This is a genomic window from Humiphilus diazotrophicus (genome assembly GCF_059726315.1).
This window is the reverse complement of sequence record NZ_AP040870.1, coordinates 3,156,990-3,181,892: the sequence shown is the minus strand read 5'-3', so window position 1 is coordinate 3,181,892 and position 24,903 is coordinate 3,156,990. Positions and strand designations below refer to the sequence as shown.

The window sequence follows — 24,903 nt, the reverse complement described above, 5'->3', positions numbered from 1 at the left end:
ACCGAAATGCAACGTCGCGACCTTCTAAAGCTTTCTCCTCTTGCCCTTACCGCCACGGTGGGACATGTTTCACTAGCTGAAACCCCATCCGATCCGCAGCCGATTGAGGCTGTCTACAACGTCCGCAATTTCGGTGCCAAGGGTGACGGCAAGACCGTAGACACGCCTGCCATCAATAAGGCAATCGAAGAGATAGCTGCAAAGGGTGGGGGCACGCTGGTCTTTCCGGCGGGCACATACCTCTGTTTCACTATCCGGCTGAAGTCGAAGGTCGATCTCTACCTGGAGCGTGGCTGCACCATTCAGGCTGCAGATTCTCCGAAGCCGGGAGACGCCACCGGATACAACGGCGGCACCTACGATCCGGCAGAACCCAACGATCCTTGGACCCCCTATCAGGACTACGGGCACAATCACTGGCGTAATTCGCTCTTCTATGCGGAAAATCAGCGCGATTTTGCCGTCTTCGGTCCCGGCCTGATCTTCGGGAAGGGGCTCTCTCATGGGATAAAGGGCGAGGTTCGCGGCGGATACGAAACTTTTGTAGCCGAGCAGCCCGGTGTAGGCAACAAGACCTTTGCGCTCAAGAATTGCCGCAACGTTCTTCTCCGCGATTTCAGCCTGCTGAAGGGCGGGCATTTTGCGCTGTTAGCGACCGGCGTCGATAACCTGACTCTGGCTAACCTGTTGATCGATACCGACCGCGATGGCTTCGACATTGATTGCTGCCGCAATGTCCGGGTTTCGAACTGTACGGTGAACTCTCCCTGGGACGATGCCATCTGCCCCAAGTCCAGTTATGCTCTAGGCTATGCCCGGCCAACGGAAAACGTAACAATTGCAAATAACTATGTAACTGGCTGCTATGAATTAGGCAGCGTGGTTGCAGGTACGTGGAAGAGGTTTTCGGCAGATACACCTGTCCCCTCCAATGGTCGCATCAAGTGCGGAACAGAATCCAATGGAGGCTTTCGTAACATCACGATCACCGGCAATGTGATTGAGGGGTGCAAGGGGATTGCACTGGAAACCTCCGACGGCGCATATCTTGAAGACATCGCCATAACCGGCAACACGATGCGCGATATCATCGATGCGCCGTTGTTCCTGCGCCTGAATCGCCGCAATCGCAATCCAAAGGAAACGTTGCGCCCCGGCACTTTGCGGCGCATCCTGATCTCGAATCTGGTCAGCTATAACTCAGCAGCCTCGACAGCTTCAGTCCTTTCCGGCATTCCCGAGAATTTGATTGAAGACGTGAAGCTGGCAAATTGCTATTTCGGACATGAAGGACTGCCCAAAGTTATGCGCGTTAAATGGGGAGCCGATACAAAGCCGATGCCCGACTGGCATACCCTCCAGGTGCCGGAGCTGGAGAATGCCTATCCCGAACTGCTCCAATTCGGGCCGACTCCTTCGAATGCCTTTTTTATCCGCCACCTCCGTAATCTGGAGATGTCGCACGTAGAGATTGCTCCCGCAAATCCGGACCCGCGCCCAGCCTTCTGTCTTGATGATGTGCATCGCGCCGATTTCTTTGCGATTACAGCGCCGCCGCAAGGCAATTTCTCTTTGCATAATGTCTCAGACCTTCGCGTGGGCTGGTCGCGCGCCACGAAAGACACAACATTAGCCACTGTTGATAGCAAGCTTCTATAGCCGGTGCTCGATTCCCTACCTTGTCATTGGAGCATGGCAAAGAGGAACAAGTGCGAAGGGATGGCGGTCAGAAACCGCCTCCTTCCTGCGCCGATTCCTTCTTATTCTTCGTTTGCTGCCTGCAGATGTAGAAAACTCGAACGGCTGACTTGAAGGCCAGCCCTTAAACAAAGCGACAAAACAAGCTCAACCATGAGTTCTGCCATTTTACTTCGCTTATTCTACTTCCTCTAAATGTGAAACTCCGGAGTCTACTTCTATAGGTGGTGGCGTAATAATGGTAGAGACTGAAAATACCTTGAACAAAAATTACATCTTACTTCCGCCAATCTTATCAAAGATACACGGTGTGCAGAAAATGTACATATTAATGTTATCTCCCTTTTGCTCGATATGTTGTCTTGATGAGATGCGATCATACCATCCTCCTGTTGTGCCTCCTCCTATCAGGCGTGACATTGCCTCTTCTTGGAGAAGATAGAATCCAATCCCCCAGCCAGCTACTGAACAAGCAGGTTGTCCTCGAACGCGTGGGAGTCTGCGAGATGAAGAGCTTCACCATGAATCGGGAATATGCAGGGAAAACAGGAAAGATTGTCGCTGTGAAATCGAATCCTAAAATTAATATTCCCCAGTCGGTTATCAATGGAATGAACCCAGAAGCACTTAGTGCGATGGAGAAGCTGAACACTCTTGCAAGTTACACCATAGAGTTTCCCGACGGTAAGCATCTGGAGACCTGCGCTCCTATATCCTTGGATAATGTTTCGCAATATTTCGAACTGGCTCCTGGTGAAGCACTCAATGCTGTGGCACCTGCCCATGAGGCCGAAGCGGTGGTTCCTGCCAGAAAACCAAATATCGAATACTTGTCCGAGCAAGAGTTTCAGGCTGCCTTGGCCGGCCATGGAGGCGATCACTCGGTTTATATCTCCGACGCTGGACTGATGGCTGCACAAGGAGCCGCTGTTCCCTACATCGTAATCACCATGCCTGAAGCAATGATTGCAGCGCAGGTGGCTAGAGCTCGTAAGGAGTTTAAGACGTTCACTCCTACAGAAGAGGACAGGGAGAACGTTGTTACGATTGCAGCACACGGGTACGTGGGCGAAAAAGTAACTGATGGTTGCGTCTCTGTAACCCGTGTGGTTCTCCTTTCGGATCCCTCAGGAAAGGTTGTTAAGGAGTCAGTTCAAACGTTCCCTAAGACAGAAAAATGGGCGAATGCCTATGGAGCAGAAAATCAATGCGGGTATTTGCTGGCGGACTTTAACCTCTCCGATGTAAAAGCAGTCAAGGATGCCGCTCCGAATGGAGAGTTTTATGTCGCAGTATTTTCGGGATCAATCAACACCAAAATGTACAAGATCAAGAATAAACATCAGCAGAAACTCGGGCTTCGGTGAGTTTGTCTGCTGCTTTGGGGTCTCTTCTCTGGATGAAGAGCATCGCATATCGTAAGAAACACGGATACCTGTGAGATGCTACGTTCATAGAACCCATAGCTTCCAGGATTTTGTTTTTTGCAGCCGTAATTACAATTCCAGTCTCTCCTTGTCACAGGCTGACGTTCAGGCGTCTGCAGGCGAGATACTCTGTCGAGCTACTATCGCTGTTCATTTTTGAGCAGCGATTTTCGATAGTGGACACATATTCCTTGGAAAGGCTTGCGCCTGCAAAATATTAAGGAACAAATATGCTGGTTGCCGGAAACAAGAAGGTGGTACAAGACGTGCACTAATATGCGGAAGGTGTCTCCAGGAGACTGCGATGGTATCTGTCGTTCAGGATTTTCGCCATAGTTTGCGTCAGTTGCGCAGAAACCCGGGTTTTGCATTGGCTGTGATCGTTACGTTGGCTCTGGGAATCGGAGCAAACACAGCTGTGTTCAGCGTAATCAATGCCATTCTGCTTACGCCTCTGCCTTATCGGCAGCCGGATCGTCTGGTGCAGGTTTACGAAACTATGCGTAGCCGGACCGACGGTCTTTTGAACCTGAGTGTTCCCACCTATCTAGACCTGAAGCAACGCAGCCGTAGCTTCGAAGCCATGGCTGCCTTTCAGCGAGGCACCGCCAATCTCACCGGAGCAGGAGATCCGGAGCAAATCAATAGCTTTGCCGTCTCTTCGGATTTTTGGAAGGTGCTTGGTATCTCACCTCTGCAAGGGCGGCTTTTCACTCCGGAAGACACTCAGCGCAATACCGTAGTGCTGCTCGACTATAACCTTTGGCAAAACCGCTTCAATGGCGATCCTGCAATTGTCGGCAAAACAATTCATCTGGATCTGCATCCGGCCACGGTTGTTGGAGTGCTTCCGAAAGACTTCCGCTTCCATGCTCCGCCTCGTTTCCCTCAGGTAGATGCATTCACGCTTTTGGACGAACAGCAAGCTGCACGTGCAAGACGGGACTCGGGCGGATATGAAGTTATTGCACGACTGAAGCCGAACATTACCCTTTCCCAGGCGCAACAGGATCTCGCGCAAATTGCAGCATCGATGTCCCGGGACTACCGCGAATATGAAGGTGTCAGCTGGACCTCTCGAAGCCTGAGCTCCGTATTATTCGGAGAGATAAAGCCCTCGCTACTGATTGTGTTGGCGGTTGTGATATGTGTCCTGCTGGTCGCCTGTATGAATGTAGCCGGATTGCTGCTGGTATGGAGTCTCCAGCGCAGATCTGAAATTTGTGTGCGTTTGGCATTGGGTGCCACACAAAGTCGAATGGTTCGCCAGTTCATTACCGAGAGTCTTCTCTTAACATTGATGGGAGCCGGCTTAGGTCTGCTTCTGGCAAACGGTTCCTTCCATTTTCTGCTAAGCCTTATTCCTGCATCCACTCCCATCGGAGGGCAGATCGGAATAAACACTCGCGTACTTCTGTTTACGCTGGCCTCTGCAATTCTTACCGCGCTTGTCTTCGGTGTCTGTCTGGCAATTTCACGTGATGGACGAAACCTTCATCAAGGTTTGCTGGAAGCTGGATCGCGCCTCACTTGCAGTCAACACACACGACGGATACAGCGGACGATTGTAATTACTGAAATTGCCCTGGCCTTTATCCTGACGATAGGTGCGGGGTTAATGACTAAAACTTTCACGCACCTTCTGGCAATCGATCCGGGCTTCCATCCCCGGCATGTCTATGCAACTCGTATTCAGCTATCTGGCAACACAACCAATCGAACCCTTTTCTTTGAGAACTTAACGAAGCGGGTTCAAACTTTGCCAGGGATAGAGACTGTAGCCGTGGCCTCTTCTCTCCCCATGCGAGGCCCTCATTCAGGGACCTATTTCGATATCCCCGGTCGTGTTGCGCCTTCCGGTCAGCGGTTAATCGAGTTTATTCAGGTGATTAGTCCTGACTACTTTCGCCTCATGGCAACACCGTTCCGGGCTGGACGAGAATTCACGAACGCAGATCGGGCCGACACTCCCGGCGTGATAATCGTCAACCAATCGTTTGCGCGCAAATACTGGCCTAACCAAAATCCTCTAGGAAAACACCTTGAGGCATATAAACAGAACTGGGAAATTGTCGGAGTCGTCGAGGACATCCGGGAGTTCAACCTCTTGGGCGAGATAGAACCTGTAGTACCGCTGATTTATTTCCCCCACACGCAGTATCAACGCCCGGAGATGCAGTTGATCATCCGAACGGATGCGATGTCATCGGCTTTGGCCAATGACATCCGGAAGCAAGTTCTCAGCCTTGATCCTAACCAGCCTATGAGTAAGTTTGTCAGTATGGATCAGGTCCTAACCGAATCTGTCGGCTCGCAGAGAACGATGGCTGTCCTGATGAGTTGTTTTGGAGCTTTGGCCTTACTGCTGTCAATCACAGGAGTGTATGGACTTATTTCTTATTCGGTGCTTCAACAGCGAGACGAGTTTGGTATCCGTCTTGCCTTGGGGGCCCGCCCTGCGAACATATTCTCTGCTGTATTGAAGAATGGTCTGAAAACGATCTTGGCAGGCATTGGATTCGGATTGGCTGGTGCTGTCGCTGCTACCCGGCTCATTGCTAGCAAGCTCTACGGCGTTGGACCGCTGAATCCCGCAATGTATGTTACGGTGAGCCTCGTCATGCTTGGTGTCGCCATTCTGGCATGCGTGATTCCTGCACAGCGTGCAGCCAAAACTGATCCACTGGAAGCGCTTCACTGGGAATAGAGAAAATAATATAGGTCATCTTTGGACGATGCGTGAATGGATTGCGGTTCGTTCTTGAAAGTCCGCTGCTGCGGTTACAAGAGACCACCCCGGGTTCTGAAGATAGTGGTATTCCTTTTTGTGCCAGTTGGTGTAAAAGAGGAAGACTACTTATGAAGCAAGCTGATCATTATCCTGCGCGGGACCGGTCTTGGCCTCTTGGACTTTCGCTTGCCGTTGGCATCGTTCTGATATGGTCCTGGATAGGTGCTGCGGACCGGATGACCTGGTGGTTGGAATCCTTTCCTGCATTCATCGCCGTACCTCTGTTGATTGCAAGCTATAAGCGGTTTCCTCTGACCCGCTTGGCGTATGTGCTTATTGCTTTGCACATATGCATCCTGCTGGTGGGGGCTCACTACACCTATGAGCATGTTCCGCTCTTTGACTGGATGCGGGAGTATTTTCACCTTCAGAGGAATGACTACGACAAGGTAGGACATCTGGCCCAAGGATTTGTTCCGGCGATCATCGCGCGTGAAGTGCTGATTCGTAAGCGCATTGTTGTGGGGGATTGGTGGCGGGTGTTTCTGGTCATGTGTATTTGCATGGCGATCAGTGCCTGCTACGAATTGCTGGAATGGGCAGTCGCCTTGATGGAAGGAAGCAGCGCAGATGCTTTTCTGGCCACCCAAGGTGACCCCTTCGATACGCAGAGTGATATGTTCTGCGCCCTGATCGGTGCAGCTATGGCTCAGTTGTCGTTGTCACGGGTACATGATCGGGAGATCGTAGCTTTAGATCGCAGAGACTAGAGCCGATGGGATGCCGCGACTTCATAAACGAGATGTTCTCGGACATTGGTACTGCAATATTTAGGTGACTGCAAAGAGGTAAAGTTGCGTGATCTCATTTGGCCTGGGATGCCTGTTTGTCTTTTGCCGGCGGCAGTACGTTAAGTGCAGAGAGTCCCTTAGCGTCGAACCAGGCCTCTCCGTTTCCTAACATGGCCATGCCGTTATGAACAAACATGTCATGCGGGAGATCCTTTTTCCATGCGAGCATCATGGCCGGAGTAAAGAGCTGATCCCAGGCGGCGATCACCTCTGCCGGAGTCTTGAGCTTCAGTCTCTTTCCATTTGGCAAGTTAGCGCTAAGCGGATAGCTGATGAATTTAGCTGCCTCGGTTTTGTTGCCGTTTAGGACGGCGCGGAAGAGTGACTGCACTCTCATTTCAAATGCAGCATCGGATTCTGTGGTTACGTCTGCATAACGAGAGGCTTGGGTAACCGCGCGAATTGTGGTGCCTTGTAGCGCGACAGGATAGTTGCGTTTTCCATCGCTGCTGGTCCAGGTTCCGTTCATCCCAATGCTGTTGTTGAAGTCTAGCGGCTGATTCTTCTCGCTTCCATTACCCACGAAGTGGAGACGAAAGGAGCCTCCCTGTTCTTTCAGCACTACTTCACCATTTTCGAAGCTCCCCGTGAGCGCAATATCCTGGAGAAATTTTTGGTAGAAATAATGTCCACCTTCGATTCGATTTCCATCTCTGAGGATTGTCATTCCGATGCGAGTTTCGCCGAGATTTCCCTCGTACTGATGTTGTTCCAGTCCCGCTGCCAAGCTTTGAGCTAATAGGAAGAAGGGGAGCAATACTACCGCTCCTGCCAGGACGACGAAGCGAGAAAATGATCGAGAGGCGGGCATACCGGAATGATATATCCGGAGAGTTGAGGATTGCGTGTTTGTGATCCTTATTCCTGGTGGTATTTGGTCGGCGATACTCCTCGCTCGATCGATTCGGTCAGAATTTTGTAGACGGAATCGATAGCCGTAGAGACCTCTTCGCCTCGTGAGACCGGGCCGTGTCCGGTGACGATGATTCTAGGCTTGAGCCTTTCAATTCGCTTCAGCGATTGAAGCCACAGATGCCAATCTTCCACGCCTCCTGCGTCAAGATTGGGGAGGTAGCCGCGAATCAGACAGTCACCTGTATATAGAACTTCATCCTCCGGAACCCAGACGGAGAGGTTTGTTGGAGTATGCCCAGGAGTCAGAAGTATCTCAACGCGCAGCTCGCCAAGATCGAGGCTTGTATCGTTATGGATCCGACGATTCGGGCTTTCCGGTTTACTTTGATAGAAGAAGACTTGTGCTTCGTTGCGACTTCGTCGTATCGGATTCGGGATTGCATCGTTGAATTCGGCAATCTCCGCCTGAAACTCATCGGCTGTTCGCGACAGTTCCATATGTCCCCATATGTCGATGCCCAATTCGCGGAAGTAGCCGTTACCTCCGATATGGTCGAAATGCTTCTCAGTGTTAATGACTATTAACTTATTGCTCTGTCTCGCTGTGGTGGCATACCCATGAATCGTCTGAGCCGCGAATGCGTTTCCACCCGTATCGACCACTAGCGTTGTTTCTCTGCCTACAACAAATCCTGCATTGACGCACCAGGGCTGTACGTATCCAAGTCCCATAACCGCATAGCAATGCTCCGTGATCTGCATAGCTCTACTATGGCGCAGTTGTTGTAGCCGGTCTAGAGCTGTCGGGCATTTTCTGCATGTCTGTATACTCGTCAGCGATGGTGCGGAGTAGCTCCCTCCAACGAAAGCTGACGATATCTTTGCTCGTAGGTTTATGAATGCCTTAGTCGTCGGAATCTTGAGGTCTCGGTTCGACAACCATAAGCACTGCTGTTCCTGGCTGAATGCTCAAGTTGAAAACGCCGCGTCTTGCTTGGATGTCGCCGACAGTTTGCGTTCCCTGAATAGTTCCGTCTGTACTGCCATCGAATGTTTGTCCGGCGATGGTGATCCCGGTAGTTCCAATGGTTGCTGTATCGGAAGGGAAGTAGACCGTTCCTGTGTATCCGTGACTATCGGCAAGTAGAAGTGCCTTTGCCCTCCGAGCTCCCGGTATCTGGATCGAGACTGTGCCGGAGAATTGCGTATCTTTGTTTACGACGGCAACCCGTATCACTCCACTTGGATCTTTTGTCGCCCAGATCTTGATGTGATTTGGAGAACGCAGGTTGATGGGCAAAAGCCGCGATCCATTCGGGACTGCAAGATGGAAGAAATACAAGCCGTAATAGAGCGGATTGACGCTATTGAGTGTGTAGACATAATTCCCGTTAGGGCCTGTGCGAGCATAGGCGAAGGTAAATGGGGCGTAATACGGCCTGGTGATGCAGGGCGCCTTTGCGCCGGAAGAGCAGGTTGCGCCGGGAGTGACAACTCTGGGTGTACCGCTGGCTCCATGCCAATTCACTCCGTCAACTCCCACATCGGCAAATTCGAACATCGCATCTACGGCCCAGAGTGAGGAGGCAAAAGAGTCGCTGGTTCCTGGAGCACCGCCTGCCCAGACCGAGTTCATTTCATTGATGCGGAAATTCATACCATTCTGATGAGCGAGGCGTGCGGCGTAACGATAAATCCCGGGAACCCAGTAGACGGGAGTTGTCGTGTTTCCTTGGATATATTGCAGTGCTCCTGTTCCCAAGAGATCTGTAGGGGAATAGGTCAATGTCGATCCCGAGTAAAAGTGATGAGTGATGATAGAGGTATTCGTTCTCTGCCTGGCGACAAAGATCTCCAGATAGCCAGGAGGCTCGGGAGTGAAGCCACTCCAGAAGGAGTTGTTAATCAACGTTCGCAACAAGGCCCAGGATGGTCCGTTGAACTTCACTCTGGAGGAGACATTCTGTAGGATGTTCGCTGTCCATAGGGAGTATTGAGCGTTGTAGATATCGAAGGTGTAGCCTTTGTTCTGCCCTCCTCCAGGAAGTGATTGGTATTGGTAGTTATCGGTTTCATTCCCTATCTCAAAGGCAGAGAGTACCCCTGGTGTCGTATTTGTGTAATAAGACTTAGCTTGTGCCACCGCCGCGGTTGGTGTTGCCGAAAGCGAGCCGCCCAGGATTACGCCCATCGTGAAATGAACACCCGGTATGGCGGCATGCAGTTCGTTGAATGCCTGAACGGTGAAGGGTGTGGACGAGCCATCGGTGGACCCTCCGCCAACACGAATCAGAAAGGGAGAACTAGGGCTATCCATCAAGTTACTGAGCAACTTGCGAAAGATATAGTTTGTTCCCTGCGCCTGCCAGCCAAGTATGCCTTCCGAATCTCCCCATTCCTGTGAAAAACCAAGAAAATCCGAAGAAATAGCCAGCATGGGTGTTCTGCCGATTGTTGCTATGTTTTCTGTAGGCGCGTACAGGGGCAGAGAATAGACTGTACTGGAACCGCCGGATAGCGGGTTTTTCGCTATCAGAGTAATCGGCGATGCAACGCCAGGTTCTGCACTCAATTGCACAAATAAGCGAGTTGGAGATAAGAACGTCGTCTTGACCTCGGTCCCGTTCATGACAATTACAGTTCCTGGAACGAATCCCTTGCCGACGACCATGATGGGATTATTCATGCCCATCGGCAGTTGCGAAGGTTGGGTATTTGCGATTGCAGGCAGTGAAATAACTTCGATGATGGTGGATGTTGCTATGCTGCTGTCCGTCTGCAGACTTGCGACGATCTTTATATGTCTGGTGGCAGGAAGCGCGGCCGGAGCGGTATAGAGACCACTGGAAGAGATGGTTCCGGAGCCGGAAGGAACACTCCAGATAACTGTACCGGAGCTATGCCCCTCAATCCTGGCCTCAAACTGAAGAGTGTTACCGATGGCGACTCTGTGCGTTGGCGCGGCGATTTGGATGTTTATCCTGGCAGAGCTGAAAGGCGGAAAAATCGCAAGAACGAGTAAAAGTGGAAGGATGCGAAAAGCCAAATTTTTGATGAAGCAATTCTGCAGTACAGAACGCCGGGTTAGCATAGTTGACTCCAAGGGGGTGAGCACTATATGCGTCTCTAACTGTTCAGGCATCATGACAAGAATCGCCTGTAATTTCAGATAGCCATGTGTCTTGAGATATATCCGGAGTTAAGGATCACAGAAGACCTCCTTGCAAGGATGAAGCGGGGAATGCTTGATTCTTCCAGAGGGACTTACTCTCTGGGCTGAATTATCTCCTGTTTTTGTCTTTTGTGTGGGGCCGCAAGAAGAAAAACTTCTAACAGTACTTATTTTGAATATTCCAGAGAGTGAAGCGGTGATGTGTGCATCAGAAGAGGAGCCGGAGTATTTCCTGCATGGATGTAAATTGAAGCGCCAAGGCGTCTGACATATGTGCGCGCGTGCAAGAAATGCTCTAAGTAATACAGAATACTGGTGTGGTGGGCTACGGCATTTTTGATTTAAGGCTTATCATGCGGCCATCGACTGTAAATTTGCCATATCCGTGATGATGGATTGTTTTTGGGTTCTTCTGCGCCGGATCGATCCAGGCTTTGACGACTTCCAGTACGAAAAGGTTGTAAGAGTTTACCAGGCGTGTATCGATCACGCGGCATTCGAGATTTGCGAAGCATTCTTGAACTAAAGGTGCTGAGACGCAATGCGCTGCCATCGGCGTCAGTTTAAAAGTGGTGAATTTCTCAACGTCTTCTCCTGAGCAATTACCAACCTTTACAACTTTGGCAGCCAGCTTTACCGTCGGGACCGCGATTACGCATTCTTTGGTCGCTCGCAATGCGGAAAAGCTATAACCTGCATTACTGACAATACAAGCAACCAGCGGTGGAGTGAATTCAACCATCATGTGCCAGGACATGGTCATGATGTTGGCCCGGCCCTTGTGCGCTGTTGTCAGCAGCACAACGGGCCCGGGTTCCAGTAACTGGTAGACCTTGGATAATGGCAGCTCTTTCATTCCCATAACATCTCCGTAAAAAGGATGTGGGGAAGAGTTATTATCGGTCTCCTGTTGTGCGAATTCAATCGGAGAGCTTCGTTAACAAGATCAGATAAACATCGTTGGCTTTGATCTGCATGTCATCGGTGAACTCGCCATTTTTGATCTCGACAATGTCTTGCAACGACGGTGCGCCATTGTCCTTCTCTTTCAGGAAGCGTACTTGCGCGGGTGTTAACTGCGACGGAGCTCCCATAGCCAGGTAATCGGTATAAGCGTCGTTTACCGCATATCCAATATGAAATACCTGCCGGGCATAGCGTCCATTGGGCAGATGATTCAATCCAATGTGTATTTTCCCTTTGTCTTTTGCCGGCTGGTTCTGCTTGTAATATGTCTGGTTGTTCTGTCCCTCCGGCGGTACCTGGGGCGAGTAATCCCACAGAAGAAGCTGTACCTGGCCGTTATTGCTCTTGGTTATCCATGACTGCGGATCGGAGCTGGCGATGTCCTTCTCTCCGAGGCGGCCCAGATACTCGTAGGCATAGAATGATGGCTTGCGGATTCCCTGGTAGTTGATAAGTCCAAACCCGCCATGAAAGGGCGTAAAACGCGGTCCGGCTTCTTCGAAGATATCGGTGAAGGTCCAATACGACATGGAATCGACGTACGGTGTGGCCCGTTTGATCTTATCCAGCATAAAGCTTGCTTCGTGGTATTGATCGTGCAAGTAGTCGGCTGGCGTATAGGAGGAGCTCCATTCCGTGAAGTGCAGTTCGAGCTTAGGAAGCGCGGAGTGCTGAAGCAGTTCGCGGGACTTCTGCATACGTCCGCTCACCGCGTCCGGTGAAGGATCGAGAATGGTTCCCGCGTTGCCGTTTTCATCGAGATAGCCTTGCTTTACTCCATAGGCATGTGAGGAAACGAAGTCGACAGGGAGGTGGTTCTCTGCGCAGTACTTTACGAATTCCTGCTCGTAGCGGAAGGGCATTGCGGAGCCAGGGCCCCCGACGCGGCACTCGGGGCATTCCTTCTTAAGGGCCAGGGCCGTTGTCTTGTAGAGGCTTAAGTACTGATCGAGTGTTCCATGGAAGAAACCGGTGAGGTCAGGCTCGTTCCAGACTTCGTAATACCAGTTGCGGATTTCTTCTGCTCCATAGCGTTCGCGCCAGTGTGCCATGAGGGCTCGAATTAAGCCCGCCCACTTATCGGCATCCTTGGGCGGAGTGGTATTTCCTTTCCACCAGAAGATGGTTTCACTCCCGCTCGCCAGTCTTGCAGGCATGAATCCTATTTCGACAAATGGACGGATCTTCATGCGCAGGAGTGCGTCATAGAGGGCATCGATGTATTGGAAGTTATACATCGGATGTCCATTGGCATCTTCGCTGTATACCCCCATATCGTCATGCAGAAGGCCGTGCATACGGATATAGCGGAAGCCGATGTTCTGCTGTACATCCGCCAATTGCTCCTGCCAGTCGGCACGCAATCCTTCATTTGCACGTCCGGCTCCGACAACCATGAGCGGTACTTGGCTGTGTGGTCCTTCCACTTTGGATACATCCGCGACGATCTCGCGGGTGGAAACTTGTGCAAGGGAGAGCGACGGCCAGATTGCCGCCGAAAAAAGTAATGAAAGTATTAAAGTAAACCGATTTACTTTTATAGCCAAATTAAGCATCCTGCATTCTCCGTTTGCGAGGGCGAGCATGGGTTTTCTTTTGAAGCACCCAGTATAGAGTGTGTGGGCAATCTTTGGAGAAAATTGAGAAGGATGGTCTTCGGCGATTACCCGGATAGGCGTGAACTTGCCAAGGTTCGAGGAGGGAAGCTTTCTTGTGGCTAGGATCAAGGCCCTCTTCCGGGAAGAAGCTTGCGGTAGAGCGGAACTGGCAGAACAAGTGAGATTGTTGTTAGAGCAATAAATATGCAGACATGACTTCAGCCATCTGCTTCGCACAACCAAAGTCATATCCCAAGCTGTTTGTGCCCGACGCCAAATCGAAGAACTTCATGACCCGACTAAGTTTCCAGAGCTGTGAGTCCCTTTTGTGCTAAGTCGGCTAATGCCTCCGTAAGTAGAGGCGAAGTATTTAGCGATTCTGGGCGTTCAAGTCTTATGCCAAGTTTGGAAGCATGTTCACGGAAGAGGATATCGATGTCGTAGAGGATCTCGACGTGATCGCATAGAAAGCCGATCGTCTGCAGGACCACAGCCGTGTGGCCTTCCTGGGCGATGGCATTCAGCGTCTCTTCTACTGTCGGCCCAATCCATGGACCTCCGGACATTCCCTGGCTTTGGAAGGCAAAGAACCACTGCTTCAATTCAGGGATTCGTTCGGCGACCAGAGTGGCCGTGCACTTTGCCTCCTGCGGATAAGGATCGGGCTCCGAATCGCTTCCCGCCTGCGTTTGGATAGTGCGGCAAGGAACGCTATGAGCGGTGAAAAGCACCGGTACGGATTTGCCTGTCTCCAGCGAAAGCTTCTCCCAAAGAGGCTTTAGACGGGCTGCAAAGGCATCGGAGAGTAACGGATGATTTGCCCATTGCTCTACAAAATGGATCTTCATACCCTCCGCAGCCGATTCCAGCGCGCGTTTGTACAGGCCAACACTGGTGCGGGAGTTTTGCGGAGCCAGACAGATAGCAACCATCGAGGTAACTCCGTCTGCACGCATTTGATTGACGACGTCGGCAATGTAAGGTTTCCAGTTACGCATTCCGACGTAAACCGGCATTCCGATCCGTTCGGCCAGAAGCCGACCCTGTTCCATTGTGATAGCTGTTAGCGGGCTGGGTGGAATTAAAGAATAACGGTGGCGAATTTCCGCAACCGCGGATTCGGGTAAAGGGCGTCCTCCGGTGATGTTGCGAAGATACTCCGGAATGTCGTCGAGACTTTCCGGAGTTCCATGAGCCAGTAAGAGAATTGCAGTCTTAGCCATGTTGGGTTCCCGTAGAAAACTGTCGCACGAAGCGCACCACAGCCTGGACGTTTTCCACCGGGGTTCCAGGCACGATTCCGTGTCCGAGGTTGAAGATATGTCCGGGGCGATTTCCTGCCTCTGCCAGGATCTGCTTTACTCTTGTGGCCAGCAATTCCTGGTCGGCAAAGAGAGTGATGGGGTCGAGATTTCCCTGTACGGCACAGGCGTAATCGAGACCTCTCCAGGCTTCGTCTAGTGGTACACGCCAATCGAGGCCGAGCACATCTGCTCCGGTTTCCCTCATTGCCGGTAAAAGGCTGGCCGTATCGACTCCGAAGTAGATGACCGGGACCCCAAGCTCTTGCACGGCGCGTATCAGCGTCTTGGTAGTAGGCAGGACGAAGTCGCGATAGTCCTGAACGCTAAGCGATCCCACCCAGCTATCGAAGATCTGGATAACATCCGCGCCGGCTTCGACCTGCTGAGAGCAGTATTCGACCAGGACCTTGACCAGCTTCTCCAGCAACCGCTTCCAAGTCTCCGGATCGCGATACATCATGCTCTTGGTGTGGATGTAATTACGCGAGCTGCCGCCTTCAATCATGTAACTGGCCAATGTATAAGGTGCACCGCAGAAGCCGATGATGCCGATGCGTTCGCGGAAATGTGCGGCGACTTTGGCGATGGCTTCGGAGACATAGCTCAATTCTCCGGCTCGATCGGTGCGGAGCCTTTCGACATCTTCGGCTGTGCGCACAGGGTGATGAACTACCGGTCCTTCGCCAGCCTGAAACTCAAAATCCACACCCATCGGCTGGAAGGGCAATAGCAGATCGGCAAAGATGATGGCGGCATCGACGTCCAGTTTTTCAGCCGCCGTAATGGTGACTTCGGCTGCCAGTTCCGGACGTTTGCATATGTCGATCAGCGAGTGGTGCTTTCGGACATCTCGATATTCCTGCATGTAGCGTCCGGCCTGCCGGAGAAACCATACAGGGGGGCGATCGACGGGGCGGCGTAAGCAGGCGCGTACAAAGCGCGTTCCGCTCAATAGATCCTGATCGGGAGCTGCGGATGGATGGGGATTCACGTTCAAGCCAAATTCCGATGATTTCTCGTGCATAAAGTGCAATTGGCGAGGCCGCATTGCCTCGCGCTCTCTCTCCTGTACCGAAGACGAGATTACTATTCTCTCCCGTGTCTTGCATCGTCTGTGATGCAAAATCAGTCAATTCTGAAAATTAAAGTCAATTCTGAGAACAGCTATTGGATGTTTCGATGTGCGACGAAGTAGCAATCAAGAAACGAATCGCAGATAAAAGATGCGGTTGGGGATTCCGGATCTCAATGCCCAAGGTTTTGTGCACCGAACTGCAGACGGCAGTTCGGTTAAAGCATTTCCCGAAGTACTGTGAGCTTTCCAAGTAGGGTGCAGAGCGGCTTTTTTTTGCGCAAAGCCGCGCCAACTTCTATTGCTTTGGTCTACATCTTTCAGGAAATACTCTAGAGCATTTTTCGAATTAGTGTAGACCATTTATACAGAGACGGAACCAAGCCTGAGCATTATCAGGGGAAATAAGCTTGAGAGCGTCGGCTATAGCTTGCTCAAGGGATTCTCTGGTTCTAGCTTTGGCAGCCCGAAGCAGTTGTTTGAGCTTAGCCCAAGCCTTTTCGATCGGATTCAGATCGGGCGAGTAAGGCGGCAGGTATAGCAATTCTGCTCCAGCGGCCTCGATCAGCCTCCGTACGCCGTTGACCTTATGGGAACTCAAGTTGTCCATTACCACCACATCGCCAGCTGTCAGTGCCGGACAGAGTATGTGTTCGACATAGGCTAGGAATATCTCCGCATCGGTAGCGGCTTCGATGGTCATCGTTGCTACCATGCCACGAAAACTCATTGCTCCCAGGATGGTCATGATTTTCCATTGTCCTCCAGGAGTAGATTCGTGTATACGAGTGCCTCCGAGGCAACGGGCATAACGCCTCGTCATCGAAGTTGTCACACCACTCTCGTCAAGGAAGATCAGCCGTTCCAGACTTGTCGCCTGGATCTTGGCGACAAATTCTTGGCGTCGCTGGCGGTTCGCTTCGGTATCGCGTTCACTGGCATAGAGCGACTTTTTTTCAGCCGTAAACCCAGTTTCCGAAGTAGAAACCAAATCCGCCCCAAGCTCAGTTCCACGCTTGCTTCATTGTGCAACTTTGCTTGCACTTCAGCCAACGTTAAATCCGGCTCCGCTTCCACCCACGCTATTACCTGCTTTTGCTCTCTGGCTCCGACGTGTGGTTTTCTCCCGGGACGATGAACAACTCGCTCGGCTTGACCACTATGCTTCCGCTGGCTGGAAACCTTCTTCGCCCAACCTACACTTACTCCAAATAGCTCTGCCAATTCCTCCAGCGTCCCATTCCCATCATCATAGGCTGCTAGGAACTTACGTCGCAGATCATCTTCGTAGGCTTTCGCCATTGCTTTGCTTGTCGCTGAGTTTCGCCATGCTCAGTCTACACTAATTCGAAAAATGCTCTAGCGGGTTACAGAAAAGCTGAATGCCGCTGTGCTTTTTTCTCCCTGCCTGTCGGTTATTTGCAGTTGTCCGGAGTAGATTCCCGATTTCATTTCCGGGCTGAGACGATAACTGGCTGTAGTGCAGCTCTCTGTCCCTTGCTTATGCGGAGCGCCAAAGACAATTGCATGTCGTCCTTCGCTGGGAATATCGATATACCCGGTGGTCTTCATTCCGCCGGAGCCCGTTAAGAGGAGGTAGACAGAATCTCCACGGCGGAAGGTGCTCTTCAGCTTGCAGTTGCAATTGGCCGAGATTCTTTGGCACAAGGAGAGATGTGGCGATCCATCCAAAGTTGGCTTTGGAGCTGGAAGCTGTTGCGCGGTCTGAGTTTGTACCGGGAGGAGGGCTGCCCCAGCCAGAGTTAAAGCAGTGACGAAAATTATCAGCGCAGTTTGCCACCGATAGCGACGGGCCATAAAGGTGAGCAGCTTTTTCTCAAGCAGCATAAGCGCCGAATACAATGCAAAAAACATGCCAACTGCAGAGAAGATGGCACTGAGCGCAGCCGGATTTTCAATCGACTGGTGCTGGAGTTCGCTATAGAGGAATGTAGCTAGGTACAGTGCCAGTAAGAGACATATCACTGACTGTAATGCATGTTTGCGGATCAGACCGCGTACTCCGGAGAGGAGTAGTGCTAATAGGCAGATGCCGAGAGAGAAAAGAAATCCTGTTCGAGGAGTAAGCGCTGCAGCAACAAGGATACTGCAGAGCGTGAAGAATAGCGTCGAAGGCAAAATTACATGTGTTTGTAGACGCTTTCGCACTGGCGCCGGATTTTCAATGGAAACCTGTATCGGTATCTGTTCTGTGCCGCCATTCGTAGTGATAGTTATGGTGGCTTGATCCTGCATTCCGCAGACCCAATTCACGGTGCTAACGCGAAAACCGATCTCCTGGCGATGTCGGGAAGGATCAAGAGCTTTTGTGCTCAGAGCAATCCAGGGTGCAGAGGTTGTCAGTTTGCCTTCAAGTACCCCGCCTCCTACATTACTGATTTGAATATTGCCCTGCAGTAGTTGACCTGGAGGCACGTTGTGGAAGCGCGTCTGCACACGATCGACTTTGAGCTGTGGTGGCGTATTCGTGCCGCCACTTTGAGGAGCAGCATGGCGCAACGGCTGCCACCATCGACTCTCATTTGCGACAGGAATTTGTGCTTCAGGAAAGGGATCGTCCTTTCCTTGCCCGATCTGTCGGCACCATGGGCACTGTTTCAGCTCTTTCGTGTAGACATGCAGGTTTTGTTTCTTGCACCTGCGTAGATTTCTTCGTTCCTCATCGAGGACTTCTTTCCACTCGGTGGCGGAGGGTCGAGCATGAGGATCTCTGTTGCCTTCACGAAAGCAGCGTAGAAAGAGCTGGCGCAGGAAGTGAGGTAGCACCTCGAACGGTAGTGCGTGCGGGGGCGGCTCGATATTTTTCTCTGCCGTTTGATAGGGGAATTTGCCAATCAGTATCTTGTCGCGTGAGCTGCTGGCATGTTCTACGGCAGACCCTCGGGCTGCATACGGATGCGTCCCTTGCATTAGCAACCGGAAAATCAAGATTGCCATGGCAAACAGGTCTGTTTCGATTGTCGCTCCCGTAGAGGTATATTCAGGCGGCTGATATTCATCCACGCCTACGTTGCAGCGAAAGATCTCTCCCGTCGACGGTTTTCTTATCTGAAAAGAATCGCAGTCGATGAGAGAGACGAATCCGCGATTGCCGATAAAGATGTTTTTGTCATTGATGTCTCCGATGACGTGCTGCTTCCTATGCAGCGCTTCGATGACGGAGGCAAAGTTCCTTGCTGCTGCCAGCAGATGTTCCCAGCTGCCTGTCCAACTGGCTCTTCGTCCAGTGAAGTCGATATAGGCAGAGGCTGGAACGCACCGCTTTAGGTCCAGAACAGGCATGACAAATCCGCAGAAGCTCTGCCGCATTTGATCGGAAAAGAGAAGTTGTTGCGGCCAGGCAAAGGAGTGGACCTTGTACTGCTTCAGCGTGGGGTCGGCAGGAGGAGCAGAGATCATTACCTCCAGTTTGCGGCGGAGTTCGTTTCTCTTTTCTGGATTCGTCTGTGCGTGATAGATCTTTGCGCAGAGCGATGAATCTCGTATGAGCCGGAAGGTCGTTCCTTCTCCTCCGGGAGAGCCAAGCTGTTCACCAAGTTCAAGAGCCTCCCCCTTCCATGTGTAGACAGTGGTCACTTCGCAGCCTCGGCTGCCAGAACCAGAGTTTTGTCATCATCGCTGTTGCTGGTCAGTTTGGCGGATTGCAGCAGTCGTGCGAGTGTTTCGCTCTGCGCCTCCGAGGATTCAAGCTCGCGCGTGTACTCAAAAAGAGGGCCTAGAAAACCTGGAAAGGGCGTGTACTGGTTTTCTTTCTTTGAGAGGGCGGCACGTTGGCATCCGTCGGTAAACATGGCAAAGCCTTTGACCCCGGTAACCGCTCCGGGAGTTCTAAGATGCTCTTCCCAATCGTTCGCAGTAAGCGGATAGACTTCGTTGGCGTACTCCTGATTCTCTTCGACAGAGTACAAGTGGAAGCCTTCTTCCATAGCGAGAACAATGGCCCCGTCGCCGATGTGAATACCCCGGAATTCGTTGCTGTGCCAATAACCAAGCATCAGCGTTGTTGCCAGGTCCTGGATAGTGCAGCCGAGAGTCGTAGCTTCTTCCGCTAATCCCTTCCGTGTCAGGCGGAAGGCACGGCGTAAAAGTGCATCGGCAGTTCCGTCTTCTTCGGGTGGAGGAGTATCGAATGCTTCCAGAAGACAGCGCACGGCGATGCTGGTCGCGATTTTCGCACCTGTGTCGCTGAGGCTTGCACTGCCTAATCCGTCGGCAACAGCAGCGACAAGGACCTCCCCGTCTTCCCCTGCATAGCCGATCTCGAAGGCGTCCTGGCAAGGTATCCCTTTGCGCAAATGTGACGGACCGGCCACAGAGGCGGCGAGGAAATTGCGATTGCGTAGCACCATAATCAGACCACTACGTTAGCCCACGATGTAGGGGCTTCTAGAGTCAATTGCTGGCCGCTTCTGGAGGTAGAGACTCTCTGCTGGCTGCGTGAAAGCCAGAGGAACATCTTCTGGAAGGAGTATCCCTTGAGCTGAAGCGGAGGGCGTGTCGGTGGGGCGATCTGTGCCAGGACGCTGAGATTTGCAGGCTCTACTGCTACGGCAAAGAAGGAGAACTTTCCATCTTTTTCTCCTGCATGAACTCGGTCGCAGACCTGGGTCCACAACGAATCTCCTCGGCTCATGTCTGTCGGTTCACCATCCGTGATCAAGAAGATCCAAGGACGAAGATAGTCGGTTCCGTTCTTCCGGTAGGCTGCCTTGCGTTCCTCGACCATATCCATGGCTTTGTTGAGGGCGGTGCCCATGGGGGTAGCTCCGTCGGCCATCAAGATAGGTGGAATAAAGTTTTCTGCGGTCTCAAAATCCAGGGTTGCTACGTTCTCACCGAAGGCAACTACGGCGACATCGACCTTTTTACGGGCATCTGGATCGCTGTCCAGTTCTCTTTTGAAGAGCTTCAATCCCTCATTGAGTGCCTGGATCTTCTCTCCCTCCATGGATCCGGAGCAGTCGAGTACCAGCAGGCATGCACAATGCATCAACTGCGGATGTGCGAGTTGAATGGATTGTTCCAACCTTACATAACGGTCGTCAGCCATAGAACTATTGACCTCCACTTCAGGTTTCTTTGCGCTAACCCCAGCTTGAGCGAGGTATTTTGCCTCAGCCAAATAGGACCTAACTCAGCAAATGGAGAAGCTTTGGAAAACACGATAGCACGGCCGGACTTTCCACTGACCGATTGTTCTTTGTAGGAAATTTGGCGTTTGGATCGGATATGTTGCACAGAAATTGAAGCAATCCAAAAACTTAATCAAGCGTAAGAGGAAGAGTGGGGTTTTTAGGAGGGTTGATAGAAGATTCTGGCGGAGAGAGGGGGATTCGAACCCCCGATAGAGCTTTTGACCCTATAACGGTTTAGCAAACCGCCGCCTTCAGCCACTCGGCCATCTCTCCGGCTTCTGCTCGGATTATATAGGAATCTTTGCTTTGGCGAGGGACTTCTCTACCAGATTCTCATTTGAGCCGGAAATCTATCGCGAAATGCCTGCATCGCATTGCTCTGTGCGCGGAAGAATGCATGTTTCACCTACTTCGCTCCTTGCCGTAGTTAGAAAGGCAATTCAGACAAGACTCCAACAGGATTGGAGAGCATATGACGCTTGAGATGAAAAAATCGAATCAGATTGTTGTTGGATTATTTACCCATAGGGCAGATGCTTATCGTGCTCTTGAAGAGCTGCGGGAAGCAGGTTTTGCTCCATCGGAAATTGGAGCTGCCTTTCGCAGTCTGGAAGAAGAGAGCTGGTTCCCCAGTAGAGTCAGTGAAGATGAAACGCAAGATCTTGTTCGCGACCATCAAGGCGCCTATGAAGGACCGGGCGTAACCGGTGTCGGATCCGGGGCGGCAGGCTCTGCCTCAGGAACCAATGCAGTTACCCCCGCAGGACTCTCAACTGGCGGAGGGACTACTACAACAGGGCCTGGGCGGCCTGGTCCGATCCCCGGATCGGATATTCCTCGCCGGCACCGCAGTTCACCCGAGACATCCGAATCGTCCAATACCGCCAACGACAGACTCGCCACACCTATCGGCACCGAAATACCGCGATCAGGTCCCCAGCCTGAGGAGCATCGGGCGTGGTGGCAGAGGGTGAAAGATATCTTCGTTTCCAAGGATGTGAAGATGAGCAGGGCCGAGGGCATACCCGAGGACGCCATCGACTACGGAACCGGAGCGGGACACTTGCCCCTACAGACGACGGTGCCGTCCGGTGGCACTTCTGCATCGGGTTGGAGCGATCATGCCTACAGCTATGAAGTCGGTTCTTTCCGCGATCTTTTAACCGAATTGGGGCTGGAAACAGAGGCCGCCAGGTACTTTTCCAGCGTGCTTCCTCCAGGTGGCGCATTGGTCACCGTGCGTGCGGCTTCGCGTGCCGGGGAGGCTGAACTGATTCTGGAAGGAAACAAAGGCCGGGTCCGGTATGAAGTTGGCCAGCCCGAAAATTTGGATATGGGCGAGCAGTACGATGATGACCGGATCGCGGTCTTCGGCGATGTCCAGCGGGCGTGCCGGACAAGAGATCGCGGCCAGCCCACTTCTGCCGAGAATCTGGAGGGCTTTCCGGGGCGGGTGAGGAATCTCCGGCGACCCGCCTAAAGTTCTCCTGGAGAGGAGAATCCATGGGGCAGATAACAATGCCTGCTGATTGTGTTATTCGCTTTGCGGTCTCGGTTTTTTCCGTCTGACAACGGAATAAATCGAGGCCGCAATCTTTTTCTCTCTGCGGGTTAATTTTTCGTTACATTCGCAAATATGAAATCGCTGTGCCTGGGGAGGCCTCGCAAGCTACGTCTATTGCCATTGATCGCCGCAACCTACTTCATGGTTTCCGGTGGTCCGTATGGCATCGAGGACATTCTAGGCGGTGCGGGTTATGCGCGCGCGATTGTCATTCTCCTGGTTCTTCCGTTTTTGTGGAGCCTTCCCGTTGCGTTGATGATTGGGGAACTCTCCAGTGCTCTGCCTGCCGAGGGCGGCTTTTACGTGTGGGTGCGCAGAGCGATGGGTCCCTTCTGGGGTTATCAGGAAGCGTGGCTCTCCCTGGCGGCCAGCATCTTCGATATGGCCATTTATCCGGCGATATTTGTCAGCTATTTGGGAAAGCTTTCTCCTGCATTGACGCTGGGTCCAAAAGCCTACTTGTGGTCTCTTCTGGTAGTGGTTTTCTGTTGCCTGTGGAATCTGCGAGGTGCTCCGGCGGTTGGAGAAGGTTCTATCGGCTTGTTCTGCGTGCTGCTCTCTCCTTTTGTCCTATTGATCTTCCTGGGCTTTTGGCGAGGCTGGACGACGCATCCTGCGGTGATGTGGCATCAACCGCCTGGAGAAGCAGCTCTTTCAACGGCGGTTCTGGTGGCTCTTTGGAATTACATGGGATGGGACAATGCCACAACTGTTGCCGGAGAGGTAGATAACCCACAGCGGAATTATCTGCGGGCCATGATTGCGAGTGCTTGCCTGGTGGCGGTCAGCTACCTGCTGCCCCTAGCGGCGGTAGCTGTGGGTGGCATCTCTGTTTCCAGCTTCTCAACGGGGTCCTGGACGGATGCGGCCAGAACGCTAGGTGGTCCGCTGTTAGCCTGGGGAGTGGTTTTAGGTGGGGCGATCAATGGTTTTGGAATGTTCAATGCCCTGATGCTCTCTTACACGCGTTTACCTTTGGCGATGGCGGAAGATGGAATGCTGCCCCGCTGCTTTACCTGGAGAAATCGCAATGGCGTTCCCTGGGTTTCAGTTCTGGCCTGTGGCGTGGCTTGGGCTGGAGCTCTGAATTTCAGCTTTGAGCGGCTGATTTCCATTGACCTGATTTTGTATGGGGGAAGTCTTCTACTGGAATTTGTCGCTCTGATTGTTCTGCGTCTGCGCGAACCTGCGCTTGCCAGGCCCTTCCAGGCTGGAGGTCTTGCTCTGGCCTGTTCCTTAGGAATCGGGCCAGCGATGCTGATTGGCTATGCCTTGTACGCTGCGAGGAACGAACAGCTGGCTCATCTGCCTGCTCCGGTTTTCGCCCTGCTTGTTGCCGGTGTTGGCCCGATCGGATATCTGGTAAGCCTTTGGGGGCGCGGTATTTTCGCGCCCACGGCGAATGTAACGGATGCTGATTGAGGGAGGAAACTACTTCACTTCAGCTTCGAGCATCCTGTTTTTTTGTTCTTTACTCTCTTCAAATTTCTTGGCGCAAACAGTTACTTTGTCGCGAGCATAGGCTGCATCGTGCCAACCTTTGATCTCGACCCTCTTGCCTTCCAGATCCTTGTAGATAGAGAAGAAATGCGTGATTTCACGCAGCAGGTGGGGATAGATATCCGAATAATTCCAAACATCCCGGTAACGAGGATTGTTTTTACCAACCGCCAGTACCTTCTCGTCCAGAACACCCTGGTCGAGCATTTCCAGCAGGCCAACGGGACGAACTTCCTGAAGGCAGCCAGGAAAACTTGGCGTGTCGACGAGCACGAGTACATCCAGCGGGTCTCCATCGTCGCTCAAGGTCGATGGGATAAATCCATAGTCGCCCGGATAATGAACCGGAGAATACAGGTTCCGATCCAGCTTAAAAACGTGCAACTTCTTATCGTATTCGTACTTACTGATCCCTTCGAAAGGGATTTCAATAACAGCGTTAATGACCTCCGGCGTCTTCTCTCCGACCGGCAATTCAAGGTAATTGACCATTTCTACCTATCCTAGTGAATGTAGCGTGAAGCTTCAGGTGTGACCTGGAGCTGGGGATTTGGGGCTACTAGAGGTTATAATCGGCCACGTGAAGGCCCACATTTATGTTACGCTCAAACGGACTGTCCTCGACCCTCAAGGTCAGACAATCCACAATGCTTTAAAGAAAATGCAGTTCTCGGGTATCGAAGACGTCCGCCAGGGCAAATACTTTGTCCTTACTCTGGAAGACTCCGTCGATCCGGCCAAGGCAAAAACCGAGGTAGAACGGATTGCCCGTGAAGTGCTGACCAACCCCGTTATTGAAGAATTTGAATATCGGTTGGAAGATTAGTTGCTTCCTGAAGAAGGGCGCTACGCCAATTTCTACAGGTTTCGTTAAGCGCCTCTCTTCGAATTCCCTTTCGCAAATTTTCTCTGGAGCCAACACGATTGGTTGTTCGCGGCTGTGTGCGAGCTAGTCTCGTCATGAACACGTGTTGATCTTTTGAGCCCCATTCGGACGCTTTTTTGATCG

The 24,903-nt window shown here is 52.0% G+C and carries 20 protein-coding genes and 1 tRNA gene; 8 read left to right on the top strand and 13 right to left on the bottom strand.

Annotated features, from left to right (window positions below; translation table 11 throughout):
- The first annotated feature begins 6 nt into the window (after positions 1–6).
- The 4 genes from AC6I7T_RS13725 to AC6I7T_RS13710 all read left to right on the top strand — a co-directional run bounded on the left by AC6I7T_RS13725 (position 7) and on the right by AC6I7T_RS13710 (position 6,626).
- On the top strand, positions 7–1,659 hold the full coding sequence (locus AC6I7T_RS13725; protein WP_497794046.1) for a rhamnogalacturonidase: 1,653 nt from the start codon (positions 7–9) through the stop codon (positions 1,657–1,659).
- A gap of 545 nt (positions 1,660–2,204) precedes the next feature.
- Positions 2,205–3,065 carry a hypothetical protein gene (locus tag AC6I7T_RS13720; RefSeq protein ID WP_497794045.1) on the top strand — a complete coding sequence of 287 codons (861 nt, stop codon included), beginning with the start codon at positions 2,205–2,207 and terminating at the stop codon, positions 3,063–3,065.
- A 364-nt stretch (positions 3,066–3,429) separates the two neighbouring features.
- The gene (locus AC6I7T_RS13715; protein ID WP_497794044.1) at positions 3,430–5,832 is read left to right on the top strand and encodes an ABC transporter permease; all 2,403 of its coding nucleotides are present in this window, start codon (positions 3,430–3,432) and stop codon (positions 5,830–5,832) included.
- A 152-nt stretch (positions 5,833–5,984) separates the two neighbouring features.
- Positions 5,985–6,626, top strand: coding sequence for a DUF2238 domain-containing protein (locus AC6I7T_RS13710; RefSeq protein ID WP_497794043.1), 642 nt, complete (start codon positions 5,985–5,987; stop codon positions 6,624–6,626).
- Between the two features lie 94 nt (positions 6,627–6,720).
- Here the strand turns inward: AC6I7T_RS13710 and AC6I7T_RS13705 are convergent, their stop codons facing one another.
- From AC6I7T_RS13705 to AC6I7T_RS13695, 3 genes are all read right to left on the bottom strand, one after another.
- A complete protein-coding gene (locus tag AC6I7T_RS13705; protein WP_497794042.1) occupies positions 6,721–7,518 on the bottom strand; it encodes a hypothetical protein in 798 nt (265 codons plus the stop codon).
- A 47-nt stretch (positions 7,519–7,565) separates the two neighbouring features.
- Positions 7,566–8,324, bottom strand: a complete 759-nt coding sequence (locus AC6I7T_RS13700; protein WP_497794041.1) for an MBL fold metallo-hydrolase — start codon at positions 8,322–8,324, stop codon at positions 7,566–7,568.
- A gap of 142 nt (positions 8,325–8,466) precedes the next feature.
- On the bottom strand, positions 8,467–10,653 hold the full coding sequence (locus AC6I7T_RS13695) for a choice-of-anchor Z repeating domain-containing protein (protein WP_497794040.1): 2,187 nt from the start codon (positions 10,651–10,653) through the stop codon (positions 8,467–8,469).
- Between the two features lie 154 nt (positions 10,654–10,807).
- Between AC6I7T_RS13695 and AC6I7T_RS13690 the strand changes: the two genes are divergently transcribed.
- Positions 10,808–11,002 (top strand): hypothetical protein, encoded by a 195-nt coding sequence (locus AC6I7T_RS13690; protein WP_497794039.1) that lies wholly within the window; start codon positions 10,808–10,810, stop codon positions 11,000–11,002.
- Between the two features lie 57 nt (positions 11,003–11,059).
- Here AC6I7T_RS13690 and AC6I7T_RS13685 read toward each other — a convergent pair whose 3' ends face one another.
- The 9 genes from AC6I7T_RS13685 to AC6I7T_RS13645 form a co-directional block, all read right to left on the bottom strand.
- Positions 11,060–11,596, bottom strand: a complete 537-nt coding sequence (locus AC6I7T_RS13685; RefSeq protein WP_497794038.1) for a flavin reductase family protein — start codon at positions 11,594–11,596, stop codon at positions 11,060–11,062.
- 58 nt (positions 11,597–11,654) lie between these two features.
- A complete protein-coding gene (locus AC6I7T_RS13680; RefSeq protein WP_497794037.1) occupies positions 11,655–13,256 on the bottom strand; it encodes a GH39 family glycosyl hydrolase in 1,602 nt (533 codons plus the stop codon).
- A gap of 341 nt (positions 13,257–13,597) precedes the next feature.
- Positions 13,598–14,521: a ferrochelatase gene (gene hemH / locus AC6I7T_RS13675; protein WP_497794036.1), complete on the bottom strand. Its 924-nt coding sequence runs from the start codon at positions 14,519–14,521 to the stop codon at positions 13,598–13,600.
- Positions 14,514–15,650, bottom strand: coding sequence for a uroporphyrinogen decarboxylase (gene hemE, locus AC6I7T_RS13670; RefSeq protein WP_497794035.1), 1,137 nt, complete (start codon positions 15,648–15,650; stop codon positions 14,514–14,516). Before hemE ends, hemH begins: the two co-directional genes overlap by 8 nt.
- Positions 15,651–16,023: 373 nt before the next feature.
- On the bottom strand, positions 16,024–16,665 hold the full coding sequence (locus AC6I7T_RS13665) for an IS630 family transposase (protein WP_497788089.1): 642 nt from the start codon (positions 16,663–16,665) through the stop codon (positions 16,024–16,026).
- Positions 16,666–17,033: 368 nt separating this feature from the next.
- Entirely contained in the window at positions 17,034–19,271 is a 2,238-nt protein-coding gene (locus tag AC6I7T_RS13660) for a protein kinase domain-containing protein (protein ID WP_497794034.1), read from the bottom strand.
- Positions 19,268–20,044, bottom strand: a complete 777-nt coding sequence (locus tag AC6I7T_RS13655) for a PP2C family serine/threonine-protein phosphatase (protein ID WP_497794032.1) — start codon at positions 20,042–20,044, stop codon at positions 19,268–19,270. The genes AC6I7T_RS13660 and AC6I7T_RS13655 overlap by 4 nt, the downstream gene beginning before the upstream one ends.
- Positions 20,045–20,046: 2 nt before the next feature.
- The gene (locus AC6I7T_RS13650) at positions 20,047–20,745 is read right to left on the bottom strand and encodes a vWA domain-containing protein (protein WP_497794031.1); all 699 of its coding nucleotides are present in this window, start codon (positions 20,743–20,745) and stop codon (positions 20,047–20,049) included.
- A 265-nt stretch (positions 20,746–21,010) separates the two neighbouring features.
- A tRNA-Ser gene (locus AC6I7T_RS13645) sits at positions 21,011–21,103 on the bottom strand.
- 199 nt (positions 21,104–21,302) lie between these two features.
- Here AC6I7T_RS13645 and AC6I7T_RS13640 point away from each other — a divergent pair.
- Together AC6I7T_RS13640 and AC6I7T_RS13635 are read left to right on the top strand one after the other, a co-directional pair.
- Positions 21,303–22,310: a hypothetical protein gene (locus AC6I7T_RS13640; RefSeq protein WP_497794030.1), complete on the top strand. Its 1,008-nt coding sequence runs from the start codon at positions 21,303–21,305 to the stop codon at positions 22,308–22,310.
- 156 nt (positions 22,311–22,466) lie between these two features.
- Positions 22,467–23,816: an APC family permease gene (locus AC6I7T_RS13635; RefSeq protein WP_497794029.1), complete on the top strand. Its 1,350-nt coding sequence runs from the start codon at positions 22,467–22,469 to the stop codon at positions 23,814–23,816.
- Positions 23,817–23,825: 9 nt separating this feature from the next.
- On the opposite strand, the gene AC6I7T_RS13630 is transcribed toward AC6I7T_RS13635, so the two are convergent.
- Positions 23,826–24,386: an inorganic diphosphatase gene (locus AC6I7T_RS13630; RefSeq protein WP_497794028.1), complete on the bottom strand. Its 561-nt coding sequence runs from the start codon at positions 24,384–24,386 to the stop codon at positions 23,826–23,828.
- Between the two features lie 88 nt (positions 24,387–24,474).
- Between AC6I7T_RS13630 and purS the strand changes: the two genes are divergently transcribed.
- A complete protein-coding gene (gene purS / locus AC6I7T_RS13625) occupies positions 24,475–24,720 on the top strand; it encodes a phosphoribosylformylglycinamidine synthase subunit PurS (RefSeq protein ID WP_497794027.1) in 246 nt (81 codons plus the stop codon).
- The last annotated feature ends 183 nt before the right edge of the window (positions 24,721–24,903 follow it).